20 protein-coding genes are annotated in these 23,332 nt (G+C 72.0%); 8 read left to right on the top strand and 12 right to left on the bottom strand.

Annotated features, from left to right (window positions below):
* Positions 1 to 92: 92 nt before the first annotated feature.
* Together ACH4J0_RS04745 and ACH4J0_RS04750 are read left to right on the top strand one after the other, a co-directional pair.
* On the top strand, positions 93 to 2,423 hold the full coding sequence (locus ACH4J0_RS04745) for a M4 family metallopeptidase (RefSeq protein ID WP_396236238.1): 2,331 nt from the start codon (positions 93 to 95) through the stop codon (positions 2,421 to 2,423).
* A gap of 289 nt (positions 2,424 to 2,712) precedes the next feature.
* The gene (locus ACH4J0_RS04750) at positions 2,713 to 4,449 is read left to right on the top strand and encodes a carbohydrate-binding module family 20 domain-containing protein (protein WP_396236239.1); all 1,737 of its coding nucleotides are present in this window, start codon (positions 2,713 to 2,715) and stop codon (positions 4,447 to 4,449) included.
* Between the two features lie 115 nt (positions 4,450 to 4,564).
* Here the strand turns inward: ACH4J0_RS04750 and ACH4J0_RS04755 are convergent, their stop codons facing one another.
* Positions 4,565 to 5,317 carry an SDR family oxidoreductase gene (locus ACH4J0_RS04755; RefSeq protein ID WP_396236240.1) on the bottom strand — a complete coding sequence of 251 codons (753 nt, stop codon included), beginning with the start codon at positions 5,315 to 5,317 and terminating at the stop codon, positions 4,565 to 4,567.
* A 433-nt stretch (positions 5,318 to 5,750) separates the two neighbouring features.
* Here ACH4J0_RS04755 and ACH4J0_RS04760 point away from each other — a divergent pair, with 433 nt between their 5' ends.
* The 3 genes from ACH4J0_RS04760 to ACH4J0_RS04770 all read left to right on the top strand — a co-directional run bounded on the left by ACH4J0_RS04760 (position 5,751) and on the right by ACH4J0_RS04770 (position 8,391).
* Complete coding sequence (locus ACH4J0_RS04760) at positions 5,751 to 6,809, top strand: alpha/beta hydrolase (RefSeq protein WP_396236241.1); 1,059 nt, start codon at positions 5,751 to 5,753, stop codon at positions 6,807 to 6,809.
* Positions 6,810 to 6,982: 173 nt separating this feature from the next.
* Positions 6,983 to 7,777 carry a hemerythrin domain-containing protein gene (locus ACH4J0_RS04765; protein WP_396236242.1) on the top strand — a complete coding sequence of 265 codons (795 nt, stop codon included), beginning with the start codon at positions 6,983 to 6,985 and terminating at the stop codon, positions 7,775 to 7,777.
* Positions 7,778 to 7,989: 212 nt separating this feature from the next.
* Positions 7,990 to 8,391 carry a hypothetical protein gene (locus tag ACH4J0_RS04770; RefSeq protein ID WP_396236243.1) on the top strand — a complete coding sequence of 134 codons (402 nt, stop codon included), beginning with the start codon at positions 7,990 to 7,992 and terminating at the stop codon, positions 8,389 to 8,391.
* Positions 8,392 to 8,601: 210 nt separating this feature from the next.
* Here ACH4J0_RS04770 and ACH4J0_RS04775 read toward each other — a convergent pair whose 3' ends face one another.
* On the bottom strand, positions 8,602 to 9,216 hold the full coding sequence (locus ACH4J0_RS04775; protein ID WP_396236244.1) for a DUF6891 domain-containing protein: 615 nt from the start codon (positions 9,214 to 9,216) through the stop codon (positions 8,602 to 8,604).
* 69 nt (positions 9,217 to 9,285) lie between these two features.
* On the opposite strand from ACH4J0_RS04775, the gene ACH4J0_RS04780 reads away from it, so the two are divergent.
* The gene (locus ACH4J0_RS04780) at positions 9,286 to 10,248 is read left to right on the top strand and encodes a DUF1152 domain-containing protein (RefSeq protein WP_396236245.1); all 963 of its coding nucleotides are present in this window, start codon (positions 9,286 to 9,288) and stop codon (positions 10,246 to 10,248) included.
* 12 nt (positions 10,249 to 10,260) lie between these two features.
* On the opposite strand, the gene ACH4J0_RS04785 is transcribed toward ACH4J0_RS04780, so the two are convergent.
* The 3 genes from ACH4J0_RS04785 to ACH4J0_RS04795 form a co-directional block, all read right to left on the bottom strand.
* The gene (locus ACH4J0_RS04785) at positions 10,261 to 10,806 is read right to left on the bottom strand and encodes an FHA domain-containing protein (RefSeq protein WP_396236246.1); all 546 of its coding nucleotides are present in this window, start codon (positions 10,804 to 10,806) and stop codon (positions 10,261 to 10,263) included.
* Positions 10,807 to 10,931: 125 nt separating this feature from the next.
* Complete coding sequence (locus ACH4J0_RS04790) at positions 10,932 to 11,471, bottom strand: DUF1697 domain-containing protein (protein WP_396236247.1); 540 nt, start codon at positions 11,469 to 11,471, stop codon at positions 10,932 to 10,934.
* Positions 11,472 to 11,598: 127 nt separating this feature from the next.
* On the bottom strand, positions 11,599 to 11,955 hold the full coding sequence (locus ACH4J0_RS04795; protein ID WP_396236248.1) for an arsenate reductase family protein: 357 nt from the start codon (positions 11,953 to 11,955) through the stop codon (positions 11,599 to 11,601).
* A gap of 131 nt (positions 11,956 to 12,086) precedes the next feature.
* On the opposite strand from ACH4J0_RS04795, the gene ACH4J0_RS04800 reads away from it, so the two are divergent.
* The gene (locus ACH4J0_RS04800) at positions 12,087 to 13,304 is read left to right on the top strand and encodes a cytochrome P450 (protein WP_396236249.1); all 1,218 of its coding nucleotides are present in this window, start codon (positions 12,087 to 12,089) and stop codon (positions 13,302 to 13,304) included.
* 635 nt (positions 13,305 to 13,939) lie between these two features.
* Here ACH4J0_RS04800 and glnA read toward each other — a convergent pair.
* The gene (glnA, locus tag ACH4J0_RS04805) at positions 13,940 to 15,352 is read right to left on the bottom strand and encodes a type I glutamate--ammonia ligase (protein WP_030282683.1); all 1,413 of its coding nucleotides are present in this window, start codon (positions 15,350 to 15,352) and stop codon (positions 13,940 to 13,942) included.
* A gap of 306 nt (positions 15,353 to 15,658) precedes the next feature.
* Between glnA and ACH4J0_RS04810 the strand changes: the two genes are divergently transcribed.
* Positions 15,659 to 16,126 (top strand): RDD family protein, encoded by a 468-nt coding sequence (locus ACH4J0_RS04810; protein ID WP_396236250.1) that lies wholly within the window; start codon positions 15,659 to 15,661, stop codon positions 16,124 to 16,126.
* Between the two features lie 111 nt (positions 16,127 to 16,237).
* Here the strand turns inward: ACH4J0_RS04810 and ACH4J0_RS04815 are convergent, their stop codons facing one another.
* From ACH4J0_RS04815 to ACH4J0_RS04840, 6 genes are all read right to left on the bottom strand, one after another.
* Positions 16,238 to 16,936 carry a DUF4191 domain-containing protein gene (locus ACH4J0_RS04815; protein WP_396236251.1) on the bottom strand — a complete coding sequence of 233 codons (699 nt, stop codon included), beginning with the start codon at positions 16,934 to 16,936 and terminating at the stop codon, positions 16,238 to 16,240.
* 100 nt (positions 16,937 to 17,036) lie between these two features.
* Complete coding sequence (locus tag ACH4J0_RS04820; protein ID WP_396236252.1) at positions 17,037 to 17,243, bottom strand: hypothetical protein; 207 nt, start codon at positions 17,241 to 17,243, stop codon at positions 17,037 to 17,039.
* Positions 17,244 to 17,483: 240 nt separating this feature from the next.
* Positions 17,484 to 18,437, bottom strand: coding sequence for a lipoyl synthase (lipA, locus tag ACH4J0_RS04825; RefSeq protein ID WP_363436186.1), 954 nt, complete (start codon positions 18,435 to 18,437; stop codon positions 17,484 to 17,486).
* A 153-nt stretch (positions 18,438 to 18,590) separates the two neighbouring features.
* Positions 18,591 to 19,388, bottom strand: a complete 798-nt coding sequence (gene lipB / locus ACH4J0_RS04830) for a lipoyl(octanoyl) transferase LipB (RefSeq protein ID WP_396236253.1) — start codon at positions 19,386 to 19,388, stop codon at positions 18,591 to 18,593.
* 213 nt (positions 19,389 to 19,601) lie between these two features.
* Positions 19,602 to 21,533, bottom strand: coding sequence for a helix-turn-helix domain-containing protein (locus ACH4J0_RS04835; RefSeq protein WP_396236254.1), 1,932 nt, complete (start codon positions 21,531 to 21,533; stop codon positions 19,602 to 19,604).
* Between the two features lie 129 nt (positions 21,534 to 21,662).
* Positions 21,663 to 23,036 (bottom strand): MFS transporter, encoded by a 1,374-nt coding sequence (locus ACH4J0_RS04840; RefSeq protein WP_396236255.1) that lies wholly within the window; start codon positions 23,034 to 23,036, stop codon positions 21,663 to 21,665.
* Between the last annotated feature and the right edge of the window lie 296 nt (positions 23,037 to 23,332).

Consider the following 23,332-nt stretch of genomic DNA (forward strand, 5'->3'; position numbering starts at 1 on the left):
CCCCACTGCGCCGCAACCCCGCGGCCCAGGTTCTCTCCACCGTGCGCCCCGAGTTGATCCGCTCGCCGTGCCGGTCGGAAAAAGGAGTCCGCATGTCACGTCACGCTCACGTCCGGAAGGCGGCCGTTGTCATGGCCGCCACCACCGCGTTGCTGGTCACCGGCATACCGGTGATCGCGCAGGCCGCCCCGGACGCGCCGGCCGCCGTCGCCTCCCAGCAGGTCAGCCGGGCCGCGCTGATCGCCTCGGCGAACCAGCAGACCACCTCCCTCGCCCAGGCCCTCGGCCTGACCAGCAAGGAGCAGCTGGTCACCAAGGACGTCGTCCAGGACGCCAACGGCGGCCGCCACCTGCGCTACGAGCGCACCTACGCCGGGCTCCCCGTCCTCGGCGGCGACCTGATCGTCCACCAGGACGCCGCGGGTGCCACCAAGAGCGTGACCAAGGCCAGCGAGGCCAACCTCGCGGGCGTGGACACCACCCCCACCCTTGCCGCGCCGAAGGCCCAGGAGGCCGCGCTCGCCGCCGAGCAGGGCTCCGTCGACGGCGCGCCCCGCCTGGTCGTCTGGGCCGCCGACGGCACCCCGAAGCTCGCCTGGGAGACCGTGGTCAACGGCCGCGAGTCCGACGGCACCCCGAGCAAGCTGCACGTCGTCACCGACGCCAAGACCGGTGCCGTGCTCAGCAAGGCCGACGGCATCAAGCGCGGCAGCGGCACCGGCGTCTTCGTCGGCAACGTCCCGCTGACCACCACCCAGAGCGGCTCGACCTACTCCCTCAAGGACGCCACCCGCGGCGGCCAGTACACCACGGACATGAAGAACGGCACGTCCGGCAACGGCACGCTGTTCTCGAAGTCCTCCGACACCTGGGGCAACGGCCAGGTCAGCAACCGGGAGTCGGCCGCCGTCGACGCCCAGTACGGTGCCGCCGTCACCTGGGACTTCTACAAGAACACCTTCGGCCGCAACGGCATCAAGAACGACGGTGTCGGCGCGATGAGCCGGGTCCACTACGACACCGGCTACGTCAACGCGTTCTGGGACGACAGCTGCTTCTGCATGACCTACGGCGACGGCTCGGGCGACACCCACCCGCTCACCGAACTCGACGTGGCCGGCCACGAGATGAGCCACGGCGTCACCTCGGCCACCGCCAACCTGAACTACTCGGGCGAGTCCGGCGGCCTCAACGAGGCCACCTCCGACATCATGGGCTCGATGGTCGAGTTCTACGCGAACCTGGCCGCCGACACCCCGGACTACCTGATCGGCGAGCTGATCGACATCAACGGCAACGGCACGCCGCTGCGGTACATGGACAAGCCCTCCAAGGACGGCCAGTCGGCCGACTCCTGGTACTCCGGCGTCGGCAACCTCGACGTCCACTACTCGTCCGGTGTCGCGAACCACTTCTTCTACCTGCTGGCCGAGGGCAGCGGCGCCAAGGTGATCAACGGCGTCAGCTACAACAGCCCGACGGTCAACAACATCACCGTCAGTGGCATCGGCCGGGACAAGGCGCAGCAGGTCTGGTACAAGGCGCTCACCGCCTACATGACCTCCACCACCGACTACGCCGCCGCCCGCACCGCGACCCTGAACGCGGCCACCGACCTGTACGGCGCCAACAGCGCCGAGTACAACGCGGTCGCCACCGCCTGGGCCGCCGTCAACGTCGGCTCGCTGCCCAACCCGGGCGGGGTCAGCGTCACCAGCCCGGGCAACCAGTCCACCGCGGTGGGCGGCTCGGTCAACCTGCAGATCAAGGCCTCGGGCGGGACGGCCCCGCTGTCCTACTCGGCCAGCGGGCTGCCGGCGGGCCTGGCCATCAACGCCGGCACCGGCGTGATCACCGGCTCCCCGACCACCGCGGGCAGCTCCAACGTCACCGTCACGGTGAAGGACTCGGCCGGCAAGAGCGGCACCACCAGCTTCACCTGGACGGTCACCGGCGGTGGCGGCGGCTCCTGCACCCCGGCCCAGCTGCTCGGCAACCCGGGCTTCGAGACGGGCTCGGCGGCGCCGTGGACGACCAGCTCCGGCGTGGTCGACAACAGCTCCTCCGAGGCGGCCCACGGCGGCAGCTGGAAGGCCTGGCTGGACGGCTACGGCAGCAGCCACACCGACACGCTGTCCCAGACGGTGACCATCCCGTCCGGCTGCAAGGCGACGCTGAGCTTCTGGCTGCACGTCGACACCGCCGAGTCCGGCTCGACGGCGTACGACAAGCTGACCGTGTCGGTGAACGGCACCACGCTGAAGACCTACTCCAACGTGGACGCCGCGGCCGGCTACCAGCAGCGCACCTTCGACCTCTCGGCCTACGCGGGCCAGACGGTCACCGTGAAGTTCACCGGCACCGAGGACTCCTCGCTGCAGACGAGCTTCGTGATCGACGACACCTCGGTCCAGACCGGCTGAGGACGTACCGGCTCCTGAGGGACCGGTGAACCAGGACAGGTGAGGGCCCGGCGGCTACGGCTGCCGGGCCCTTGTCGTGTTCCTCGGGCCGGGGTGCCGTGGAGACGTGGTGCGGAGACGTGTTGCGGAGACGTGCTGGGGAGGCGTGTTGCAGAAACGTTCAGTCTTGACCCTTGACGGCCTCTCCGGGCCGCCCTAGGTTCAGCGCTGCAAGTTTCCGGCAAGTTACAGAAACTTCCTTCAGGCTTCACCCCGGCTGCCCCACCCCCAGCCACTCCCAGGAGACAACGTGGTCACCACCGCCCCCACCCGCCGGACCGCCCGCGCGGCCGGCGCGCTCGCCGCCTCGGCGGCGCTCGCGCTCTCGTTCACCGGGAGTCTCGGCGCCCCCGCCGCCCAGGCCTCCCCGCCCGCGAACAACGGCAAGGACGTCACCGCCACCCTCTTCGAGTGGCGCTTCGACTCGGTCGCCCAGGCCTGCACCACGACCCTCGGTCCGAAGGGCTACGGCTTCGTCGAGGTCTCGCCTCCCCAGGAACACATCCAGGGCCCGCAGTGGTGGACCTCCTACCAGCCCGTCAGCTACCAGATCGCCGGGCGGCTCGGCGACCGCACCTCCTTCAAGAACATGGTCGACACCTGCCACACGGCCGGGGTCAAGGTGATCGCCGACGCGGTCGTCAACCACATGACGGCGGGCTCCGGCACCGGCACCGGTGGCACGGTGTACACCAAGTACAACTACCCCGGCACCTACCAGGACCAGGACTTCCACACCTGCCGCCAGCCGATCACCAACTACCAGGACCGCACCAACGTGCAGGACTGCGAACTGGTCAACCTCGCCGACCTGGACACCGGCAGCGCGTACGTCCAGACCACCATCGCCCACTACCTGGACGACCTCGGCTCGCTCGGCGTCGACGGCTACCGGATCGACGCCGCCAAGCACATCGCCGCCGCCGACCTCGCCGCCATCAAGGCCCGGACGGCCAACCCCAGCGCCTTCTGGGTGCAGGAGGTCATCTACGGCGCAGGCGAACCGATCCAGCCCACCGAGTACACCGGCAACGGCGACGTCGACGAGTTCCGGGTCGGCACCGACCTCAAACGCGTCTTCACCAGCGACAAGCTCGCCAGCCTCAGCAACTGGGGCGCCTCCTGGGGCTACCTGCCGAGCAACCAGGCGCGCAGCTTCGTCGACAACTGGGACACCGAGCGCAACGGCTCCACCCTCAACTACACCTACGGCAACACCTACACGCTGGCCAACGTCTTCCTGCTGGCCTCGACCTACGGTTCGCCCAACATCTACTCCGGCTACGCCTTCACCAACAACGACGACGGCCCGCCGAACGGCGGCACCGTCAACGCCTGCTACCAGGACGGCTGGAACTGCACCCACGCCTGGCGGCAGATCGCCAACATGGTCGGCTTCCGCAACGCCGTCGCGGGCACCGCGGTGACCGACTGGTGGTCCGACGGCAACAACGCGATCGCCTTCGGTCGCGGCAACCGGGGCTACGTCGCGATCAACCACGAGAGCGGCGCGATCACCCGGACCTTCCAGACCGGGCTGCCGGCCGGCACGTACTGCGACGTCCAGCACGGCGACCCGCAGCCGGGCGGCGGCTGCACCGGCCCGACGTACCAGGTCGGCGCCAACGGGCAGTTCACGGCGACGGTCGGTGCGGGCGACGCGGTCGCGCTGTACGTCCAGCCCGGCACGACCGTCTCCGGTGCCTCCTTCAACGTCAACGCGACCACCTCGTACGGGCAGAACGTCTACGTGGTCGGCGACGTCCCGGCGCTCGGCGGCTGGGACCCGGCCAAGGCGCTGCCGCTGTCCTCGGCCGGCTACCCGGTCTGGTCGCTCGCGCTCTCGCTGCCGGGCGGCACGTCCTTCCAGTACAAGTACGTCATCAAGGACGCGAGCGGGGCGGTGATCTGGGAGTCCGGTGCCAACCGGACGGCGACCGCTCCGGCCTCGGGGAACGTCACGCTGAACGACACCTGGCGGCCGTAGGGCCTCCCGCCGGAACCCCGTCGGCCGTGGGCCGGCGGGGTTCCCGCGTGAACGGCGCCGTGCGCCACCGCCACCCGCCCGACGGGTGGGCCCGCGGCGTTCCGGTTCCGTTCCGTCAGCCCCGGCCGATGTACGGCATGGCCGTCGCCATCACGGTGGCGAACTGGACGTTGGCCTCCAGCGGCAGCGCGGCCATGTGGCGGACGGTGCGTGCCACGTCCGCCACGTCCATGGTCGGCTCGGGCGCGATCCGGCCGTCCGCCTGGCGCACCCCCGCGCCCATCGCGGCCGTCATGTCGGTCGCCGCGTTGCCGATGTCGATCTGTCCGCAGGCGATCCGGTACGGGCGGCCGTCCAGCGACAGCGACCTGGTCAGGCCGGTGACCGCGTGCTTGGTCGCGGTGTAGGCGATCGAGTGCGGGCGCGGGACGTGCGCGGAGATCGAACCGTTGTTGATGATCCGGCCGCCCTGCGGGTCCTGGCCCTTCATCTGCCGGAAGGCGGCCCGGGCGCAGAGGAAGGCGCCGGTCAGGTTGAGGTCGACCACCGCCCGCCAGTCCTCGACCGCCAGTTCCTCCACCGGGACGGCCGGGCCGAAGGTGCCGGCGTTGTTGAACAGCAGGTCCACCCGGCCGTGGCGCTCGGCGGCGGTCGCGAACAGCGCGTCCACCGCGGCCGGGTCGGTGACGTCGGTCGGTACCACCTCGGCGGGCAGGGTGCCCGCGGGGAACGCGTCGGCCGCCTCCCGCAGCTGCTCGGCCCGGCGCCCGGCGAGCACCAGCCGCCAGCCGGCCGCGGCCAGTTCGACCGCGACGGCCCGGCCGACGCCGCTGCCGGCTCCGGTGACGACGGCGACCTGCTCGATCATGGTGCTCTCCTCGGTGGCTCGGTGCGGTGGCTGGATACCGGTACGGTCACGCTCCGTCCGGTCGGCGTCGGGGCGCGCTGAGGAGATCGTTCCGGATGTGGCGGGCCGCCGTCACTGGTCAAAGCACCCAAAAACCGGACGGCCCGGCAGGTCGGCGACCGTGGCCCCCGCCGTCCGGCCCCCGCCGTCCGACGGGAGCGGTGAAGGGCTTTACCTGATCGCGAACAAACATTGGATTTCCGGTGGCCGCCTCGCAACCGGGCCACCCCGGCCCACGTCATAAGATCGCAGAAGGTGCGCCTCCCGCGAAGGTCGGTGCGCCACCCGCTCCGGGGACCGCACAGCGCCGCGCCCCCGGGCCTTTCCGGCCCCACCGGGGGGCCGCCGCCCGGTCAGACGGACCGGGCGCGACATCGGTCGGAGAGTCCTCACCGTGCTTAGGCAGTCGTCCCGTTCCCGTGCCGTCCTGACCGGCGCCGCCGTGCTCACCCTGGCCGCCTCGCTCGCGGCCTGCGGGGGGTCCGACGACGGCAAGGGCAAGAGCTCCGCGGCCGACGGCACCCCGGCGGCGACCGCCGGCTCGGGCGCCCCTGCCACTTCGGGCACCGTCGCGGGCACGCCGACCGGCGAGCAGCCCACCCCGGCCAACGGGAAGGTGCTGATGCCGAGCGGTCCGGCCGCCAGCCTGAACAAGGTCCGGGACACCGCCGCCGGCCCGATCATGATGACCAAGGTGACCGGCGCGAAGTCCGGTGTCACCGGCCAGGTCTGGGTCTGGCTGCCGCCCGAGTACAACGACCCGAAGTTCGCCAAGACCGGCTTCCCGGTGCTCACCCTCTACGCGGGCGGCCAGAGCAACGGCTACAACACCTGGACCGACAACCAGTTGCCGATCCAGGAGGCGGACGAGCAGCTGGTCAAGCAGGGCAAGGCCCACCCGTTCATCATGATCATGCCGGTGCAGAACTTCAACAGCGACGAGAAGAACGCGCTGGACTGCTCCGACATCCCGGGCCAGCCCAAGATGGGCACCTGGATGGCCGAGGACATCCCGGCCTGGGTCCGCGCCAACTTCCGCACCCTCCAGGGCCGCGACAGCTGGGGCATCATGGGCGCCTCCACCGGTGGCTTCTGCAGCGCCAAGCTCGCCCTCCAGTACCCGAACGTCTACAAGGCCGCGGTGCCGATCGACGGCTACTTCATCCCGGACTCCGGGCTGTGGAAGGGCCACGACGCCGAGAAGGCCGCCAACAACCCCAACCTGCTGATCACCCAGGGCAAGGCCGACGTGAAGATGTACGTCACCGCGGGCGGCGCCAACGGCTACGAGAAGGAAGTGGTCAAGAGCTGGGTGGCCAAGGCCGTCGCCCCGGTGAGCATCCAGTACTACGAGCAGCCCGGCGGCAAGCACCTGACCTCGGACTTCAAGAAGATGATCCCGGACACGCTGCAGTGGCTCACCGCCAACCTGGCGGGTCCGGCCTCGGACTGACCCGGAACGGCACCGGGTTCCTCGTCCGACGGGAGGGCGCTCCGCCCGCGCGCAGGCCCGTGACCTGCGCGTCAATCGGACATTGATTCGCTTCTGATCGACTGCGAGCACCTTGGATGGGGCGGTCCTCACCGGCCGCCCCGTCCGCCTCGCCACGTCGTGAAGAGAGTGTCATGCCGATCCACCTGCTGCCCCAGCCCGTCCCCTCCGTCCCCGCGCAGGCAGGGCCCGGGGTCGACTCCCGGGGCGCGGACGCGTACGGGCCGGCCGCGGACGAGGAACCGTTCACCGTCCGGTTCGCCGGCCTGCGGCTGGTGCACGCCGCACTGCGCCGGGACCTCGCCCGGCTGCCCAACGCGCTGCGGCTGCTCCAGCCCGACGAGGAGGACAAGGGCGAGGCGCTGCTGCGGCACTGGACGTTCATCACCGCGATGCTGACCTGCCACCACGAGCAGCAGGACACCCGGATCTGGCCGATCGTGCGGCGCTTCGCGCCCGAGCTGCGACTGCTGCTCAACTGGCTGGAGGCCGACCACCACAACCTCGACCACTCGTTCACCCGGGTCACCACGCTGGTCCGGATCGCCAGCCGGGACACCGGGAGCGCCTGGCCGGTCGCGTACGCGATGGAGGACCTGGCGGCCCGGCTGGAGACCCACCTGCGGATCGAGGAGCGGCAGTTGCTGCCCCGGATGGAGCTGGTGGTGACCGACGGCTCTCGGCTCGGCGGCCTCGGCGAACTGCTCGACCTGCTGCGCTCGGCGGACGGCCCGGGCACGGCGGACGCGCTGGCCTGGCTGCTGGACGGGGTCGACCCGGTGCGGGTCGAGCGGCTGCTCGCCGAGTGCGACGACGACGTGGCCCGCAACTGGCCGCACTGGCAGGCGACCTACCAGCGTTGCACCGCGCCGCTGTGGGGACCGGCGGGCGGCGACGCGACCGAGGGTCTGGGCAGCCTCGTCGACTGAGCGCCGGGCCTTTTCGCGGGTCGTCGATCTACGCGCGTGGCTTGTGCCGGTGGCATGTGCCCGACGCGGAACCGCCGGAGGCCGAACGGAATGGACCCCAACTCCTCTGTTCCCCGAGGGGATTCGACCCGTCCCTCCCCGGGGCCCTACCGGGGGAGGCGTACCGCCGACGGTCGATGGCGGGGAGACTCCCGCCCCCTACCGTCGAAGCCATGACCACTGCCCGCAGCACACCCGCCGCCGCCCGTACCCGGAACCGCTCCCTGCCCGCTGTCCGCCGCCCGGCGCTGCTCGCCGCCGCCGCCGTCCTGGCCCTGGGCGCCGGACTGACCGCCTGCGAGGGCGGCGTCGCGCTCTGCCTGGACGACAACAGCTGCACCCTGTCCGTCAAGACCGACGGCGCCGATGCCTCCAAGACCGTCAAGGTCTTCGGCGGCGACCACCCGCTGGACATGACCGTCGGGCACATCACCGACGGGAACGCCGACGTGACGATCGGCGGTGAGAAGAAGACCGTCGACAAGGGCAGCGAGACGACCGTCGGCGGCGTCAAGGTGACCCTGCGCAAGGCGGACAAGGGCGACCACTACACCGAGCTGCACGTCAACCGCTGACCGCCGCCCGGCCACCGGCGGCCCGCAGTCCCGAAGTCCCGCACTCCGTAGTCCCGTACTCCGTAGTCCCGAAGGCCGCAGGCTCCGAGGCCGTCGTCCCGGAGGTCACAGGCCCCGAGGCCGTAGTCCGAAGTCCGAAGTCCCGCAGTGCTTCCCCGGCGCCCGGCGGACGTCGGACACCGGCGGGCGTCCGAGCGGTGCCCACCGTCCCTACTCCGGCAGGCGGTTGAGCCACTCCAGCGGAGCGACCCGGATCGCCGTCCGCGGGGACCCGTTCCACTCCACCGGAAGACCGACCGCCTCCAGCGCGGCCACCACGGCCCGGCCGATCTCCGCCGTCCGCCGCGCCGCTTCCTCCGACTCCTCGCCCGACCCGTCGTCGGATCCCTCCTCGGTGCGGAACGTGCCGTAGCGCAGCATCAGCCCGCGTCCGGCCGCGGCCGCCTCGGTGTCCTGCTGGTGGAAGAAGACGAAGCCCCGGGAGTCCTCGTCGGCCTCACCGCCGATCTCCGCGTAGCCGCAGCCCGCACAGCAGGTGAAGTCCATCGCCGCGACGATGCCCTGGTCCTCCAGCAGGTCGAAGGCGTCCACCAACCGGTCCACGTCCGTGGTCGCCGGCCAGTCGGCCTGCTCGGCCAGCCGCTCGGCCCACAGCGGAGCGACGATCCGCTCCGCCTCCTCCTGCGTCAGCCCCTGGTCGTCGAGGACCTCGACCAGGGACTCGGCTATCTCGTCCGGCTCCTGGAAGCCGCACCGGATCAACTCGCGAGCCCGCTCCTGGGCTTCGAGCAGCACGTCGGGGGTGAGCGCCGTGTCCTGGGTCATGCCCGGATCCTCGCACCCGTCACTGACAATTCCGGCCTGCGGGCCCCACCGGTGCGCTACCGTCCGCCGGTGACCTCTCTGCTGCAACCCCCGCTGATCACCCGCCTGCTGGCCGCCGAGCGCGTCCTGGTCGCCGGAGCCGGCGGCGGGTTCGACGTGTACGCCGGACTGCCGATCGCCCTCGCCCTGCGCGCCGCGGGCAAGGAGGTGCACCTGGCCAACCTCTCCTTCACCCACCTCTACGGTCTGCCCGGCGAGGTCTGGCAGGAGCCCGACGTGGCCAGGATCCGACCGGACACCGCGGCCCCCGAGGGCTACTTCCCCGAACGCACCCTGGCCCGCTGGCTGCGGTCGCACGGGATGCCCGACACCGTGTGGGCCTTCCCGACGGTCGGCGTCCGACTGCTGCGCGAGGCCTACCGCAGACTCGTCGCCCACCTCGGCGTGGACGCGATCCTGCTGGTGGACGGCGGCACCGACATCCTGATGCGCGGCGACGAGGCCGGACTCGGCACCCCCGAGGAGGACATGGCGAGCCTGGCCGCGGTGGCGGGCCTGACGGAGGTGCCCGAGCGGCTGGTCGCCTGCCTGGGCTTCGGCATCGACGCCCACCACGGCGTCAACCACGCCCTGGTGCTGGAGAACCTCGCCGCGATCGACCGGGCCGGCGGATACCTCGGCGCCTTCTCCATCCCGCGCGGCAGCCGGGAGGGAGCGCTCTACCTCGACGCCGTCGAGCACGCCCGGGCCGCCTTCCCGCAGCACCCCAGCATCGTCAACGGCTCGGTGGCGGCGGCGCTGCGCGGCGAGTTCGGCGACGTGCGGTTCACCGAGCGGACCAAGGACGGCGAGCTCTTCGTCAATCCGCTGATGACGCTCTACTTCGGCGTCACGGTCGAGGCGCTGGCCGCCGAGAACCGCTACCTGGACCGGCTGGAGCACACCGTGCTGACCCGGCAGATCAGCACCGCCATCGAGGAGTTCCGGGACGAACTGCCCCGGCAACGGCCGCCCCGGCAGTTCCCGCACTGAGCCGCGGCCGCCTCAGTGCGGGGCGAGCCGGAACTCCAGGTTGCCGAACCGCACCTGGTCGCCCGGCCGCACCGGGATCCCGCCCGCGATCCGCCGCCCGTTCACGTGGGTGCCGTTGGTCGACCCGAGGTCGTACAGCACCCAGCCGCCGTTCTCGTGCCGCAGCTCGGCGTGGCGCCGGGAGACCGAGGCGTCGTGCAGTCGCAGCCCCGAGCCGGGGATCCGTCCGATCGTCAACAGCCCCGCCCCGGTGTGCGGCAGGCTCAGTCCCGGCAGCCGCTCGCTGCGCCAGGCCCGGTTCAGCCGGTCGCCGAAGGCGGACACCCGGCCGACCGTCCGCAGCACGAACCGCTCGACCGGCCCGCCGGTGGGCAGCCCGGCCACCGCCGCGTCCAGCTCGCCGCGGCTGGTGGCCCGGAGGACGATGTCCATCCGGCCGAGGAAGGTGTCGTGGGACAGCCGGCCGCTGCCCGCTCCGTCCCGCAGCACCCCGAGTGCCTGGTCCCGTTCGGCGTCGGAGGGCCGGACGGCGCCGGTGGGGAGCTCAGGCTGCGTCATGGCCCGATTGTCGGATCGACCGGCTCGGACTGTCCAGATCACGCCGCGGTCCGGCGCACGGTTCGTACGTCACTGAGCGACAGACGCCCGCTCCGACCGCGCGGTTCCGGCGGGGAGACGACACGTCAGGCCCTCCGGGCCGCCGCCAGGATCTTCTCCGTGGTGTGCAGGAACCGGGAGGTCACCGCGCCCCGGTACCGCTTGCCGAACATCTCCTTGGTGACCCACTTGCCGTCCTGGAGGTGGACCACGATGTACGCGGCCCCGGGATCGGCGCCGAGCATCTCGACGTCGCCCTTCACCGAACGGTGCGGGAGGGCGAGTTCGGCCGGCAACGGCTCGGAGAGGAAGGCGATCACCAGGCGGACGTCCGGCGTCACCTCGACGCCCCGGAACGGCTCGGCGGCGAGCAGCTCGGCCACCTCCTCGACCGTCCGCAGCAGCACCGGCACCGGGTAGCCGAGCGAGCGCTCCAGGTGCTCCTCGATCCGTGCGGTGAGCGCGGCGCGGTCCGGCTCGTCGGTGCTGAAGAAGACGTTCCCGCTCTGGATGTACGAGCGGACGTTCCCGAGCCCCAGCTCGGCGAAGAGCGCCCGCAGCCGCTCCATCCTCACCGTCCGGCCGCCGACGTTGATGGCGCGCAGGAACGCGATGTACGTGGTCATGGTGGTCACCTCGCCAGTCTGGCACCGGCCACCGACAACGCCCGTCCGTCGGGTGCCGCTCCAGCCCGGTCAACTGGCACCCGGGCCGACCGGTGGAGAGGATCCAGCTCCACCGGCCGGCCGGACCTTACGGCAGAACGGACTTGAGTGCCTCGGGCGTCCGGGCCACCACGGCGTGCCCGTCGTCCGCGGTGATGATCGGGCGCTGGATCAGCACCGGGTGCTCGGCCATCGCGGCGATCCAGCGCGCCCGCTCGCCCGCCTCCCGCGGCCACTCCTTCATCCCCAGGTCCTTCGCGACCTGCTCGTCGGTGCGGGTGATGTCCCAGGGCTCCAGGCCCAGCCGCTCCAGCACCTGCTCCAGCTCGGCCGCACTTGGCGCGTCCTCCAGGTAGCGCCGCACGGTGTACTCCACCCCGGCGGCGTCCAGCTCGGTGAGCGCGGTCCGGCACTTGCTGCAGCGCGGGTTGATCCAGATCTCCATGCTCGCCAGCCTATCCGGGACCCCGGCCGACCCACCGGTAGCGGGAACTCCGCCGGGCCCACCGGTGGTTCACGGACCAGGAACCGGGACGTCGGAACATCGGACGTCGGTACGTCGGAGGGGAGCACCGCATGGACGGCGCCGCGATCATCGAGCAGCTGATGACCACGGAGGTCAGGGCCGACCCGTACCCGCTCTACGCCAGGGCGCACCGACTCGGCCCGGTGGCCCCGGCCGGGGACGGGATGTTCGTGGTGAGCGGTTACGCCGCCGTCAACAAGGTGCTGCGCACGTCCGCCTTCGGCGTGGCGACCGCCGACATGATGGCCGGCCTCGCTCCCGAGTTCGCCGAGCACTCCTCGCTCGCCCTGTTCGGCCGCTCGATCCTCCAGCGCAACGCCCCCGACCAGCCCCGGGTCCGCTCGCTGATCGCCTCGGTGTTCACCGCCCGCCGGGTCGCCGCGCTGCGCCCGGCCGTGGAGGCGGCGGTCGGCCGGCTGCTGGACGAGATGGCCGAGCAGGGCGCCGACGGCTCCCCGGTGGACTTCATGGACGCCTTCGCCTTCCGGCTGCCGGTCGGGGTGATCTGCGAGCTGCTCGGCGTCCCCGAGCGGGACCGCTACCGCTTCCGCGGGCTCGCCTCCGACCTGACCGTCGCCCTGGAGATCGTCCAGGACCTCGACGACCTGGACGAGGCCGACCGGGCCGCCGACGAGCTGTCCGGGTACTTCGCCGAGCTGGTCGCCGAGCGGCTGGCCCGCCCGCAGGACGACCTGGTCAGCGACCTCGCCCGGATCGCCGCCGACGGCGGCGGGCGGCTCTCCGGCCAGGAGCTGCTGGCCAACCTGGTGCTGCTGCTGGTGGCCGGCTTCGAGACCACCACCAACCTGCTCGGCAACGGCCTCGCCCTGCTGTTCCGCCACCCCGAGGCGGCGGCCGGGCTGCGCACCGGCTCCTTCTCCCCGGCCGGGTTCACCGACGAGGTGCTGCGCTTCGACTCCCCGGTCCAGGCCACCGGCCGGGTCGCCCTGGCGGAGGGCTTGTCGATCGAGGGGCTGCCCGTGCCGGTCGACAGCGGGCTGACCCTGCTGATCGGCGCGGCCAACCACGACCCGGCCCGGTACGACCGGCCCGGGGTCTTCGACCCGACCCGCACCGACAGCCAGCCGCTCAGCTTCGGCGGCGGCCCTCACTTCTGCCTGGGCTCCCAGTTGGCCCGGCTGGAGGGCGAGGTGGCGGTGCCCGCCCTGCTGGACCGTTTCCCCCGGCTCGCCCAGGGCGGCGTCCCGACCCGGCGGGACCGCCTGGTGCTGCGCGGTTACGAGACGCTCCCGGTGACCGTCCGGTGACCGTCGACTGACCTCCGTCGCTGCCCCGCCCTCCGCTGCCCCCGGGCCGGGAACCCGGGACGTCCGGCCGCTCGTGACTCATCCCCTCGTGGGGGAGCACGGAGGGACGGAACCGGTCGTTCCTCGTGAATCACCCAGGCCGGTCAGCCAGGAGGTCCCCGCCGTGCCAGCGCCCCGTCCGCCGCGGCTCGCGGTCGCGAAGCCCCGGGTGCCGCGCTGGGCGCCCTGGCTGCCGATCATCCTGCTGCTCCTGGACCTGACCGCCGAGGCGGTCGTCCCGGACGCGGTCGCCGCCGGCTTCCTGCTGACCGCCCTGCCGGTGGTGGCCGCGTTCAGCTACGGCCCGGTGCCGACCGCGGCCACCACCCGGCGCCGCGCTGGGCCTCCAACTCCTGCTGCCGCTGCGCGCGGGCCACGTCAACGAGCAGCACGGCCCCCGACCGGCTGGTCTCCTTCCTCGCCCAGGACGTCCACCAGTACGCCGGCCTCCTCGCCGACGACCTCGCCGTCCTCGCCCTCACCCCCGAACGGACCTCCGGCCGCCCCGCCCCGCCGGTCCGTTCGCCGGAGCCGACACGGGTGTGCCCCGACCGGAGGGCGATCCGGCCGGGGCACACCCCGATGGACGGCGGTCCCTACAGGTCGTAGTAGAGCTCGAACTCGTGCGGGTGGGGCCGGAGGGCGATCGGGGCGATCTCGTTGGTGCGCTTGAAGTCGATCCAGGTCTCGATCAGGTCCGGGGTGAAGACGTTGCCGGCGAGGAGGTACTCGTGGTCGGCTTCGAGGGCCTCCAGGACGGCGGGGAGGGAGGAGGGCACCTGGGGGACGTTGGCGTGCTCCTCGGGGGCGAGCTCGTAGAGGTCCTTGTCGACGGGCTCGAGCGGCTCGATCTTGTTGCGGATGCCGTCGAGGCCGGCCATCAGCATGGCGGAGAAGGCCAGGTAGGGGTTGGAGGACGGGTCCGGGGCGCGGAACTCGATGCGCTTGGCCTTGGCGTTGGAGCCGGTGATCGGGATGCGGATCGCGGCCGAGCGGTTGCGCTGGGAGTAGACCAGGTTGACGGGCGCCTCGAAGCCAGGGACGAGGCGGTGGTAGGAGTTCACCGAGGGGTTGGTGAAGGCCAGCAGCGAGGGGGCGTGCCGGAGCAGGCCGCCGATGTAGTAGCGGGCGGTGTCGGAGAGGCCGGCGTAGCCCTGCTCGTCGTAGAAGAGCGGGGAGCCCTCGCTCCACAGCGACTGGTGGACGTGCATGCCGGAGCCGTTGTCGCCGAAGATCGGCTTGGGCATGAAGGTGGCCGTCTTGCCGTTCCGCCAGGCGACGTTCTTGATGATGTACTTGAACAGCATCAGGTCGTCGGCGGCGTGCAGCAGGGTGTTGAACTTGTAGTTGATCTCGGCCTGCCCGGCCGTGCCGACCTCGTGGTGCTGGCGCTCGACCTCCAGGCCGGACTTGGCCAGCTCCAGGGACATCTCGGCGCGCAGGTCGGCGAAGTGGTCGACCGGCGGGGTGGGGAAGTAGCCGCCCTTGTACTTGACCTTGTAGCCGCGCACGTCGCCCTCAGCGGCGCCGGAGTTCCAGGCGCCGGCCTCCGAGTCGATGTGGTAGAAGGACGCGTTGGCGCTGGTCTCGAACCGCGCCGAGTCGAAGACGTAGAACTCGGCCTCGGGCCCGAAGAAGGCGGTGTCGGCGATGCCGGAGGAGGCGAGGTAGGCCTCGGCCTTCTTGGCGACGTTGCGCGGGTCGCGGCTGTAGGCCTCGCCGGTGACCGGGTCCTGGATGAAGAAGTTGATGTTGAGGTGCTTCTCGGCCCGGAAGGGGTCGAGGCGGGCGGTGGCGAGGTCCGGCACCAGGGCCATGTCGGACTCGTGGATGGCCTGGAAGCCGCGGATCGACGAACCGTCGAACATCAGGGTCTCGGACGGATCGAAGGTCGCCGCAGGTACGGAGAAGTGCTGCATGACGCCCGGCAGATCGCAGAAGCGGACGTCGACGAACTTCACGTCGTTGTCCTGGATGTACTGCTTCACTTCGGCGGCGTTGTTGAACATCCATCCTCCTCGGCGTGCGAATTGGGCTCACCCTAGGAAGGGGGCGTTTCCAGTCGGTGACCCGCTCGTTTCCTAGATGTTAACCGCGACCGCCGAACGGGCGGCAAAGTCGTACGGGTCGGGGCAAATCACCCCGCCAACCTGGGGGTCGTCGCCCAAGTGGTCTGGACCACTTGGTAAGCCCGGTGAGCGGGATTCACCCGGTCGTGGGCGGACGCCGGACGCACGTGGAGCGGCCCCGGGCCGCGCCCCGCCGGGAGGGGAGCCGGTGCGGGGGTACGGCGTGAGCCCGGTTAGTGTGGATTCGTGGACACCAGAGAAGCGTTGGGATCGTGGATCGACGGCCCCAAGGCCGCCGCCGAGAAGATGGGCACCGACTTCGGCTACCGCGGCGAACGCCTCGGGCTGCCCGAGGAGGGCCCCGGCTCGATCGCCGGCCCCGGCCGACGGATCGGCGCCCTGTTCGTGGACGGCTGGCTGGTCTCGCTGGTCTCCTTCGGCCTGCTCGCCAAGGGCGACCCGGCCGAGGCCAACCTGTGGACCCTTCCGCTCTTCTTCCTGGTCGCGGTCGTCCTGCTGTCCACCACCGGCACGACCCTCGGCAAGCGGCTGTTCGGCCTCCGGGTGGTCCGCCTGGACGGCCGCCGCGCGACCATCCCGCAGGTGCTGCTGCGCACCCTGCTGCTCTGCCTGGTGGTGCCGCCGCTGGTCTGGGACCGCGACACCCGCGGCCTGCACGACAAGGCGGTCGGCACCGTCGCGGTGCGGATCTAGGGCCGACGGCCCCGGGCGCGGACCCGGCACCCGCCGCCCGTCGCACGACGTGGAACGGCCCCGCTCCGGAAGCTTCCGGAGCGGGGCCGTCGTCGTCGCGGGAGGGGAGGGTCAGCGGGTCTGGCCGCCCTTGGGCATCCGGGCGCCCTTGGGCATCGGGCCCTTGGGGATCGGCGCCTTGGAGAGCAGGTCGCCCAGTGCGCGCAGGCGGTCGTTGGTCTCGGTGACCTGGGCGGCGGTGATGGCGCGGGGCAGGCGCATCAGGTGGATCTGCAGCTTCTTCAGCGGGATCTCGCCCTCGCCGTTGCCCACCACGATGTCGTGCACCGGCACGTCGCCGACCACACGGGCCATCTTCTTCTTCTCGGAGGCCAGCAGCTGGCGCACCCGGTTCGAGTTGCCCTCGCCGATCAGCGCGATGCCGGCCCGACCCACCGCGCGGTAGACCGCGTCCTGGTTGCGGGTGACCGCGACCGGGGTGGAGCTGGAGCTCCAGCCGCGCCGGATGTTGTTCAGCACCGCGGCCACAGCACCCGGCTGCCCCTCCATCTGCCCGAACGCGGCGCGCTCGGCCCGGCGTCCGAAGACGATCGCCATGGCCAGGACGGCCACGATGAAGCCCAGGATGCCCAGGTAGATGGGGTGGTCGATCGCGAAGCCGATGGCGAGGAACACGCCGAAGGTCAGCAGGCCGACGCCGGCGATGATCAGGCCGATCTTGGTGTCGACCTTCTTGGTCATGGTGTACGCCAGGCGGATCTGCTTCAGTCGCCCGGGGTTCTCGGATGTTTCCCTCGCCATAACGCTCATGGTACGTGGCGCGGGTACGGGATATCCAAGCCCGGGTACCCGTTCGCCCGAACCGTGACCCGTGCGCCCGGTCACCGTCGCGCACAGCGACGTCAGGGCCTCACTGCCGTACGGTCCGTGCTGCCGCTGCCCCGGCCGCCTTCGAAGCACCCAGGGCGTCGTGCCGCCGGTCGGCCGCGTACTCGCGGTTCTCGCACACCGCCGCCCAGGCGTTGCGGCGTGCGTGCCGCTGGCCGTGCGCCAGCAGGACGCTCTCGGCGAACCGCAGCGCCGCTCCCACCGAGCGGATCCGCACCTGCATCTGCATCCCGAACAGCTCCTCTTGCGACCGTCGTGGCTGAGCCGTGGTCGAGTCGTTGGGTGAGTCGTCACGCGAGTCGTTGGCTGAGTCGTGGCTGAGAAGAGTCGAACGCCCACGGGGCGTCCATCGTCCCCACCCCGTGTTACCAGTCCGTGACCAGGCAGTCAAAGCGTGGTGAAAGCCGGAAGGGCGGAGCCGCAGCTCCGCCCTTCCAATGGCCGACATGGCGCGAAACCGACCCAGGGGTCAGACCGCGGCCTGCTCGCGCCGCTCCAGCGCCTGCCGGTACAGCCGGCCGGCCCGGTACGACGAACGCACCAGCGGGCCCGACATGACGCCCGCGAAGCCCAGCTCCTCGGCCTCCTCCTGGAGCTCGACGAACTCCTGCGGCTTCACCCAGCGCTCGACCGGGTGGTGGCGCAGCGAGGGGCGCAGGTACTGGGTGATGGTGATCAGCTCGCAGCCGGCTCCGACCAGGTCGGCCAGCGCCTGGCTGACCTCCTCGCGGGTCTCGCCCATGCCCAGGATCAGGTTGGACTTGGTGACCAGCCCGGCCGCGCGGGCCTGGGTGATGACGTCCAGCGAGCGCTCGTAGCGGAAGGCCGGGCGGATCCGCTTGAAGATGCGCGGGACCGTCTCGACGTTGTGCGCGAGCACCTCGGGGCGGGAGGAGAAGACCTCGGCCAGCTGCTCGGGCACCGCGTTGAAGTCGGGGATGAGCAGCTCGACGCCGGTGCGGCCGGCGGCGCGCTCGGCGGTCATCGCGTGCACCTGGCGCACGGTCTCGGCGTACAGCCAGGCGCCGCCGTCCTCCAGGTCGTCGCGGGCGACGCCGGTGATGGTGGCGTAGTTGAGGTCCATGGTGACGATGGACTCGGCGACCCGGCGCGGCTCGTCGCGGTCGAACTCGGCGGGCTTGCCGGTGTCGATCTGGCAGAAGTCGCAGCGGCGGGTGCACTGGTCACCGCCGATGAGGAAGGTCGCCTCGCGGTCCTCCCAGCACTCGAAGATGTTGGGACAGCCGGCCTCCTGGCAGACCGTGTGCAGTCCCTCCTTCTTCACCAGCGACTGGAGGGCGTTGTACTCCGGGCCCATCTTCGCGCGGGTCTTGATCCACTCGGGCTTCCGCTCGATGGGGGTCTCGCTGTTGCGGACCTCCAGGCGGAGCAGCTTCCTGCCGTCGGGCGCGACAGCGGACACGTGCGACTCCTAGAACTAGACGGGGTACCCCCAGGGTACGCCTGTGGTTGTACGGCCTTCGCCGGGCCTGTCGCCCTGCAATCGCAGGGCAACGTGGCTACCGGCCAGTAGATTCCCAGTGATTCCCGCCGACCGGGAAGGATGCGTCGGGACTCAGCGGCTGAGCGCCGGCTCCGGCAGCTCGGCGAGCACGTCCTTCAGGTGCCGCTCGACCGAGGGCAGCGCCTCGCTCACCGGGACGTCGCGCCCCAGCTCACCGGCCAGCGAGGCGACGCCCGCGTCCCGGATGCCGCACGGCACGATCTTGTCGAAGTACGTCATGTCCGGGTCGCAGTTGAGTGCGAAGCCGTGCATGGTCACCCCGCGCGCGACCCGTACGCCGATCGCCGCGAGCTTGCGGTCGCCGCCGCGCTGCCCGGCGTTGGACGGCGCGTACTCGGGCCCGGCCAGCCGCGGGTCGATGCCCAGCGGCAGGCCCAGCCGCAGGGTCAGCTTGCCGATGTCCACCACCTCGGCCGGGTCCACCACGGCGTCCGGGATGTTCTCGCCGAGCACCCAGACACCGCTGCGGCCCTCGACCCGGGTGGTGCCGATGCCGAAGTCGGCGGCGGCGCGGATCAGCGCCTCCTCCAGCCGGCGGACGTAGGCGATCACGTCGATCGGGTCGGGCAGCTTGACGATCGGGTAGCCGACCAGCTGGCCGGGGCCGTGCCAGGTGATCTCGCCGCCCCGGTTGACCTCGACCACCGGGGTGCCGTCCAGCGGGAGGTCGGCGGGGTTGGTGCGCTTGCCCATGGTGTAGACGGGCGGGTGCTCCAGCAGCAGCACGGTGTCGGGGATCTCGTCCGCGACCCGCAGCGCGTGCAGGCGCTGCTGCTCCTCCCACGCCTCCTCGTACGGGACGACCTGTTCGCCTATGCCCAAACGAACGAAACGCACGTTCTCGCTCACCGCTGCCGCTCCTTGCCAGGCGTTCGAGACCAACCTGGCCACTGTACGCCCACGCCCCCGTCACCCGATCGGCCGTACTGGTCGGCCCTCCCGTCCAGCCGGTCGCGGGGTTCGTGCACCCCTGCCGGGGCCCGTCCGGTCACCCCGTCCAGTCGTCCCGTTCAGCCGTGCCGTCCAGTCGTCCCGTCCAGTCGTCCCGTCCAGTCGTCCCGTTCAGCCGTCCCCGCCTCCGGCGAGCAGTTGCAGGCGCAGTGCCAACTGCAGCTCCAGCGACCGCTCCGGCTGGTTCCAGTCCTGCCCGAGCAGCGCCTCGACGCGGTCCAGCCGCTGCACCACCGTGTTCACGTGGACGTGCAGCTCGTCCTTGGCCCGGGTGAGGCTGCCGCCGCAGTCGAAGTAGGCGCGCAGGGTGCGCACCAGCTCGGTGCCGCGGCGGGCGTCGTAGGCGAGCAGCGGGCCGAGCACCGCGCCGACGAAGCCGTCCACGTCGTGGCCGTCGCCGAGCAGCACCCCGAGGAAGCCGAGCGCGCGGGCCGAGGCGCCCTCCCCGGCGCGGCCGAGCACCCGCAGGGCGCGCACGCAGCGCAGGCCCTCGCCGTAGGAGGCGGCCAGCGCGGCCGGGCCGGCGGCGGGGCGGCCGGCGCCGACGGTGACCGGGAAGCCCGCCAGCCTGGCCAGTCGCTCGGCGGCCCGCCGGGCGGTCGAGTCGGCGGTCTGCTCGGGGTCGTCGCCGTCGCCCGGCACGACGGGCACCAGCAGCACCACCGCCTCGCCGTGTTCGGCGCTGACACCGCGGGAGCCGAACAGGTACCGCCGGGCCGCGCCCGCCAGCCGTCCCCGGCCGTCGACGTCGCGGTCGGCGGGCTCCGCGACCAGCACCAGGTGCGGCCGGGCGAGGTCGACCCCGAGCCGGCGGCCGCGCGCGGTGAGCCCGGCCGGATCGCGTTCGGGGGCGGTGAGCAGGTCGGTGAGCAGCTCGCCGCGGACCCGGTTCTCGGTCTCCGCGACCGAACGGCGCAGCAGCAGGAGCAGCGCGGTGACCACTCCGGCCCGCTCGAACAGTCGCCGGTCGGCGTCGTCGAGGTCGGGCCGGCCGCGCAGCACCAGGGTGCCGAGCGTGTCGTGCCCGGCCAGCACCGCGCACACCCACAGCTCGCCGTGCCGTACGGAGCGGCCCTCGGCCCGGGAGGAGGCCACCGCCCCGGCCAGTCCGGCGGCGGGGGCCGACCGCCCGGCCAGCGGCTCGCCCTCGGCGTCCAGGACGGCTATCTCCCCGTCCAGCAGGTGGGCGACGGCGGCGGCCACGTCCGGCACCTCGGCGCCGCGCAGCACCAGGTCGGTAAGCCGGTCGTGCGCCTGCTCGGCGCGCTGGACGGCGGCGGAGTGCGCCCGCACCAGCTCGTTGGCGGCGTTCAGCTCGGCGAGCGCGGCCCGGGTGTCGGCCAGCGACTTGGCGGTGTCCAGGGCGATCGCGGCGTGCGCGGCCAGGGTGCAGAGCAGCGCGACCTCGTCGGGGGAGAAGGCGCGCGGGGAGCGGTCGGCGGCGAACAGCACACCGATGACCTGCCCGCCGAGCAGCAGCGGCACCCCGATGATCGCCACCAGGCCCTCGTCCAGCACCCCGGCGTCGATCGTGCCGGTGTGGTGGAAGCGTTCGTCGGTGCGGTAGTCGGGGGTGGCGTACGGGCGGGCGGTCTGGGCGACCAGCCCGCCCAGGCCGTCGCCGAGGCTGAGCCGCAGGGTCTGGAAGAGGACGGAGACCGAGCCGTCGGTGACCCGCATGTAGGTGTCGCCGGCGGCCTCGTCCGGCAGGGTCAGGTACGCGGTGTCGGTGCCGAGCAGCATCCGGGCGCGGCGGACGATCGCCTGGAGCACGGTGTCCAGGTCCCGGGAGGCGGCGAGGTCCCCGGCGGTGTCGAACAGTGCCGTCAACTCGGCCTCGCGGCGCCGGTGTTGGCGCAGGGTTCGGTGCACCCGCAGGGCCTGCCAGGTGGCGGAGTCGATCTCGGCGAGGACGCCGGCCGGCGCCCCGCGGCGGCGGGCGTCGGCCAGCACCTCGGCGAAGTCCTCGGTGGCGGCGCCGGAGGCGAGCAGGTCGAGCAGCCGTCGCAGTGCGGGCGCGGCGCTCTCGTCGGGGTGGTTCATGGCGCGTGGTTCATGGTGCGGGCCGCCAATCGGCGTCGGTTCCGTCGGTGCCGAGAAGTCGCTCCCGGGAGGCCGCCCTCGGATCGGAGACGTCGGTTCCGGGAAATCGCGATGCTATCGGCTCGACCCTCAGGTGACGGCGGGCTTTCCGACCGCGCCGCCGTCCACCGGCCGGCCCTCCGCCCCCCTCTCCTCGACCTCCGCCAGGTCCTGCCCCCTGGTCTCCCGCCCGCACAGCACCGCCAGTACGGTGAGCGCCGCCGCGATGGCGACGTACACCGAGATCGGCGTGGCGCTGCCGTAGTCCTTGAGCAGCGCGGTGGCGATCAGCGGCGCGGGTGCGCCGGCCGCCACCGACGCGAACTGGGCACCGATCGAGGCCCCCGAATAGCGCATCCGGGTCGCGAACAGCTCGGAGAAGAAGGCCGCCTGCGGCGCGTACATCGCGCTGTGGAACACCAGGCCGACGGTCACCGCCAGCACCAGCGCCCCGAAGGACTCGGTGTCCACCATTCCGAAGAACACGAACGCCCACACCCCGACCCCGGCCGCGCCGACCAGGTACACCGGCTTGCGCCCGACCCGGTCCGAGAGCGCCCCGAACAGCGGGATCAGCGCGAACTGGATCGCGGAGGCGATGAGGACGGCGTTCAGCGCGCTCTGCTTGTCGAAGTGCGCGTGGGTGACGGCGTAGGTCAGCACGAACGTCGTCATCACGTAGTACGAGATGTTCTCCGCCATCCGCGCGCCCATGGCCACCAGCACCTCCCGCCAGTGGTGCCGCAACACCCCCACCAGCGGCGGCTTCTCCTCCGTCCTGCCCTGCTGGGCCGCCAACGCCCGCCGGAACAGCGGCGATTCGTCCACCGCCAGCCGGATCCACATACCCACCCCGACCAGCACCGCCGACAGCAGGAACGGCACCCGCCACCCCCACGCCAGGAACGCGCTCTCCGACTGCACCGCCGTCATCAGCGACAGCACGCCCGCCGCCAGCAGGTTCCCGGCCGGTGCCCCGCCCTGCGGCCACGAGGCCCAGAAACCCCGCCGCCGCTGGTCCCCGTGCTCCGACACCAGCAGCACCGCCCCGCCCCACTCGCCGCCGAGCGCGAACCCCTGCACCAGCCGCAGCGCCGTCAGCAGCACCGGCGCGGCCACCCCGACCGAGTCGTACGTCGGCAGCAACCCGATCGCCGTGGTCGACCCGCCCATCAGCAGCAGGCTCACCACCAGCAGCTTCTTGCGCCCCACCCGGTCCCCGAAGTGTCCGAACACCAGCGCCCCGATCGGCCGCGCCGCGAACCCGATCGCGTAGGTCAGGAACGACAGCAGCGTCCCCGTCAGCGGATCGGTGTTGGGGAAGAACAGCTTCCCGAAGACCAGGGCCGCAGCCGTTCCGTACAAGAAGTAGTCGTACCACTCGATCGTCGTACCGATCAGGCTCGCAGCCACCACCCGCGGGAGTGAGCTGCTCACCGCCGAACCACGTGCAGAACCCTTCATGGCCACCACTTCTCCCAGAACCGGACGGGGACGATGTCGCCACAAGGTAGGAACCCCACGCCGCCGGGACTATGTGGTTGACCCACGTAGCCCATGAGACGGATGTAGCCGCCCACCCCATGACCGGCTCGGCTCCTGGTCGTTGCCCGCTTTCCGCCACCCCCTGTTCGGAGCGTCGACCTCATGACGACGGCCCGGGGCCCCCGGGGGGCCCGGGGGCGGGGGCGGGGGGGGGGTGTGGGGGCGGGCCCCCGGGGGGCCCCCGGGCGGGGCCCCCCCCGGGGCCCGCGGGGCGC

This window comes from Kitasatospora sp. NPDC017646 (assembly GCF_044329365.1).
In the GTDB taxonomy this organism is placed as follows: domain Bacteria; phylum Actinomycetota; class Actinomycetes; order Streptomycetales; family Streptomycetaceae; genus Kitasatospora.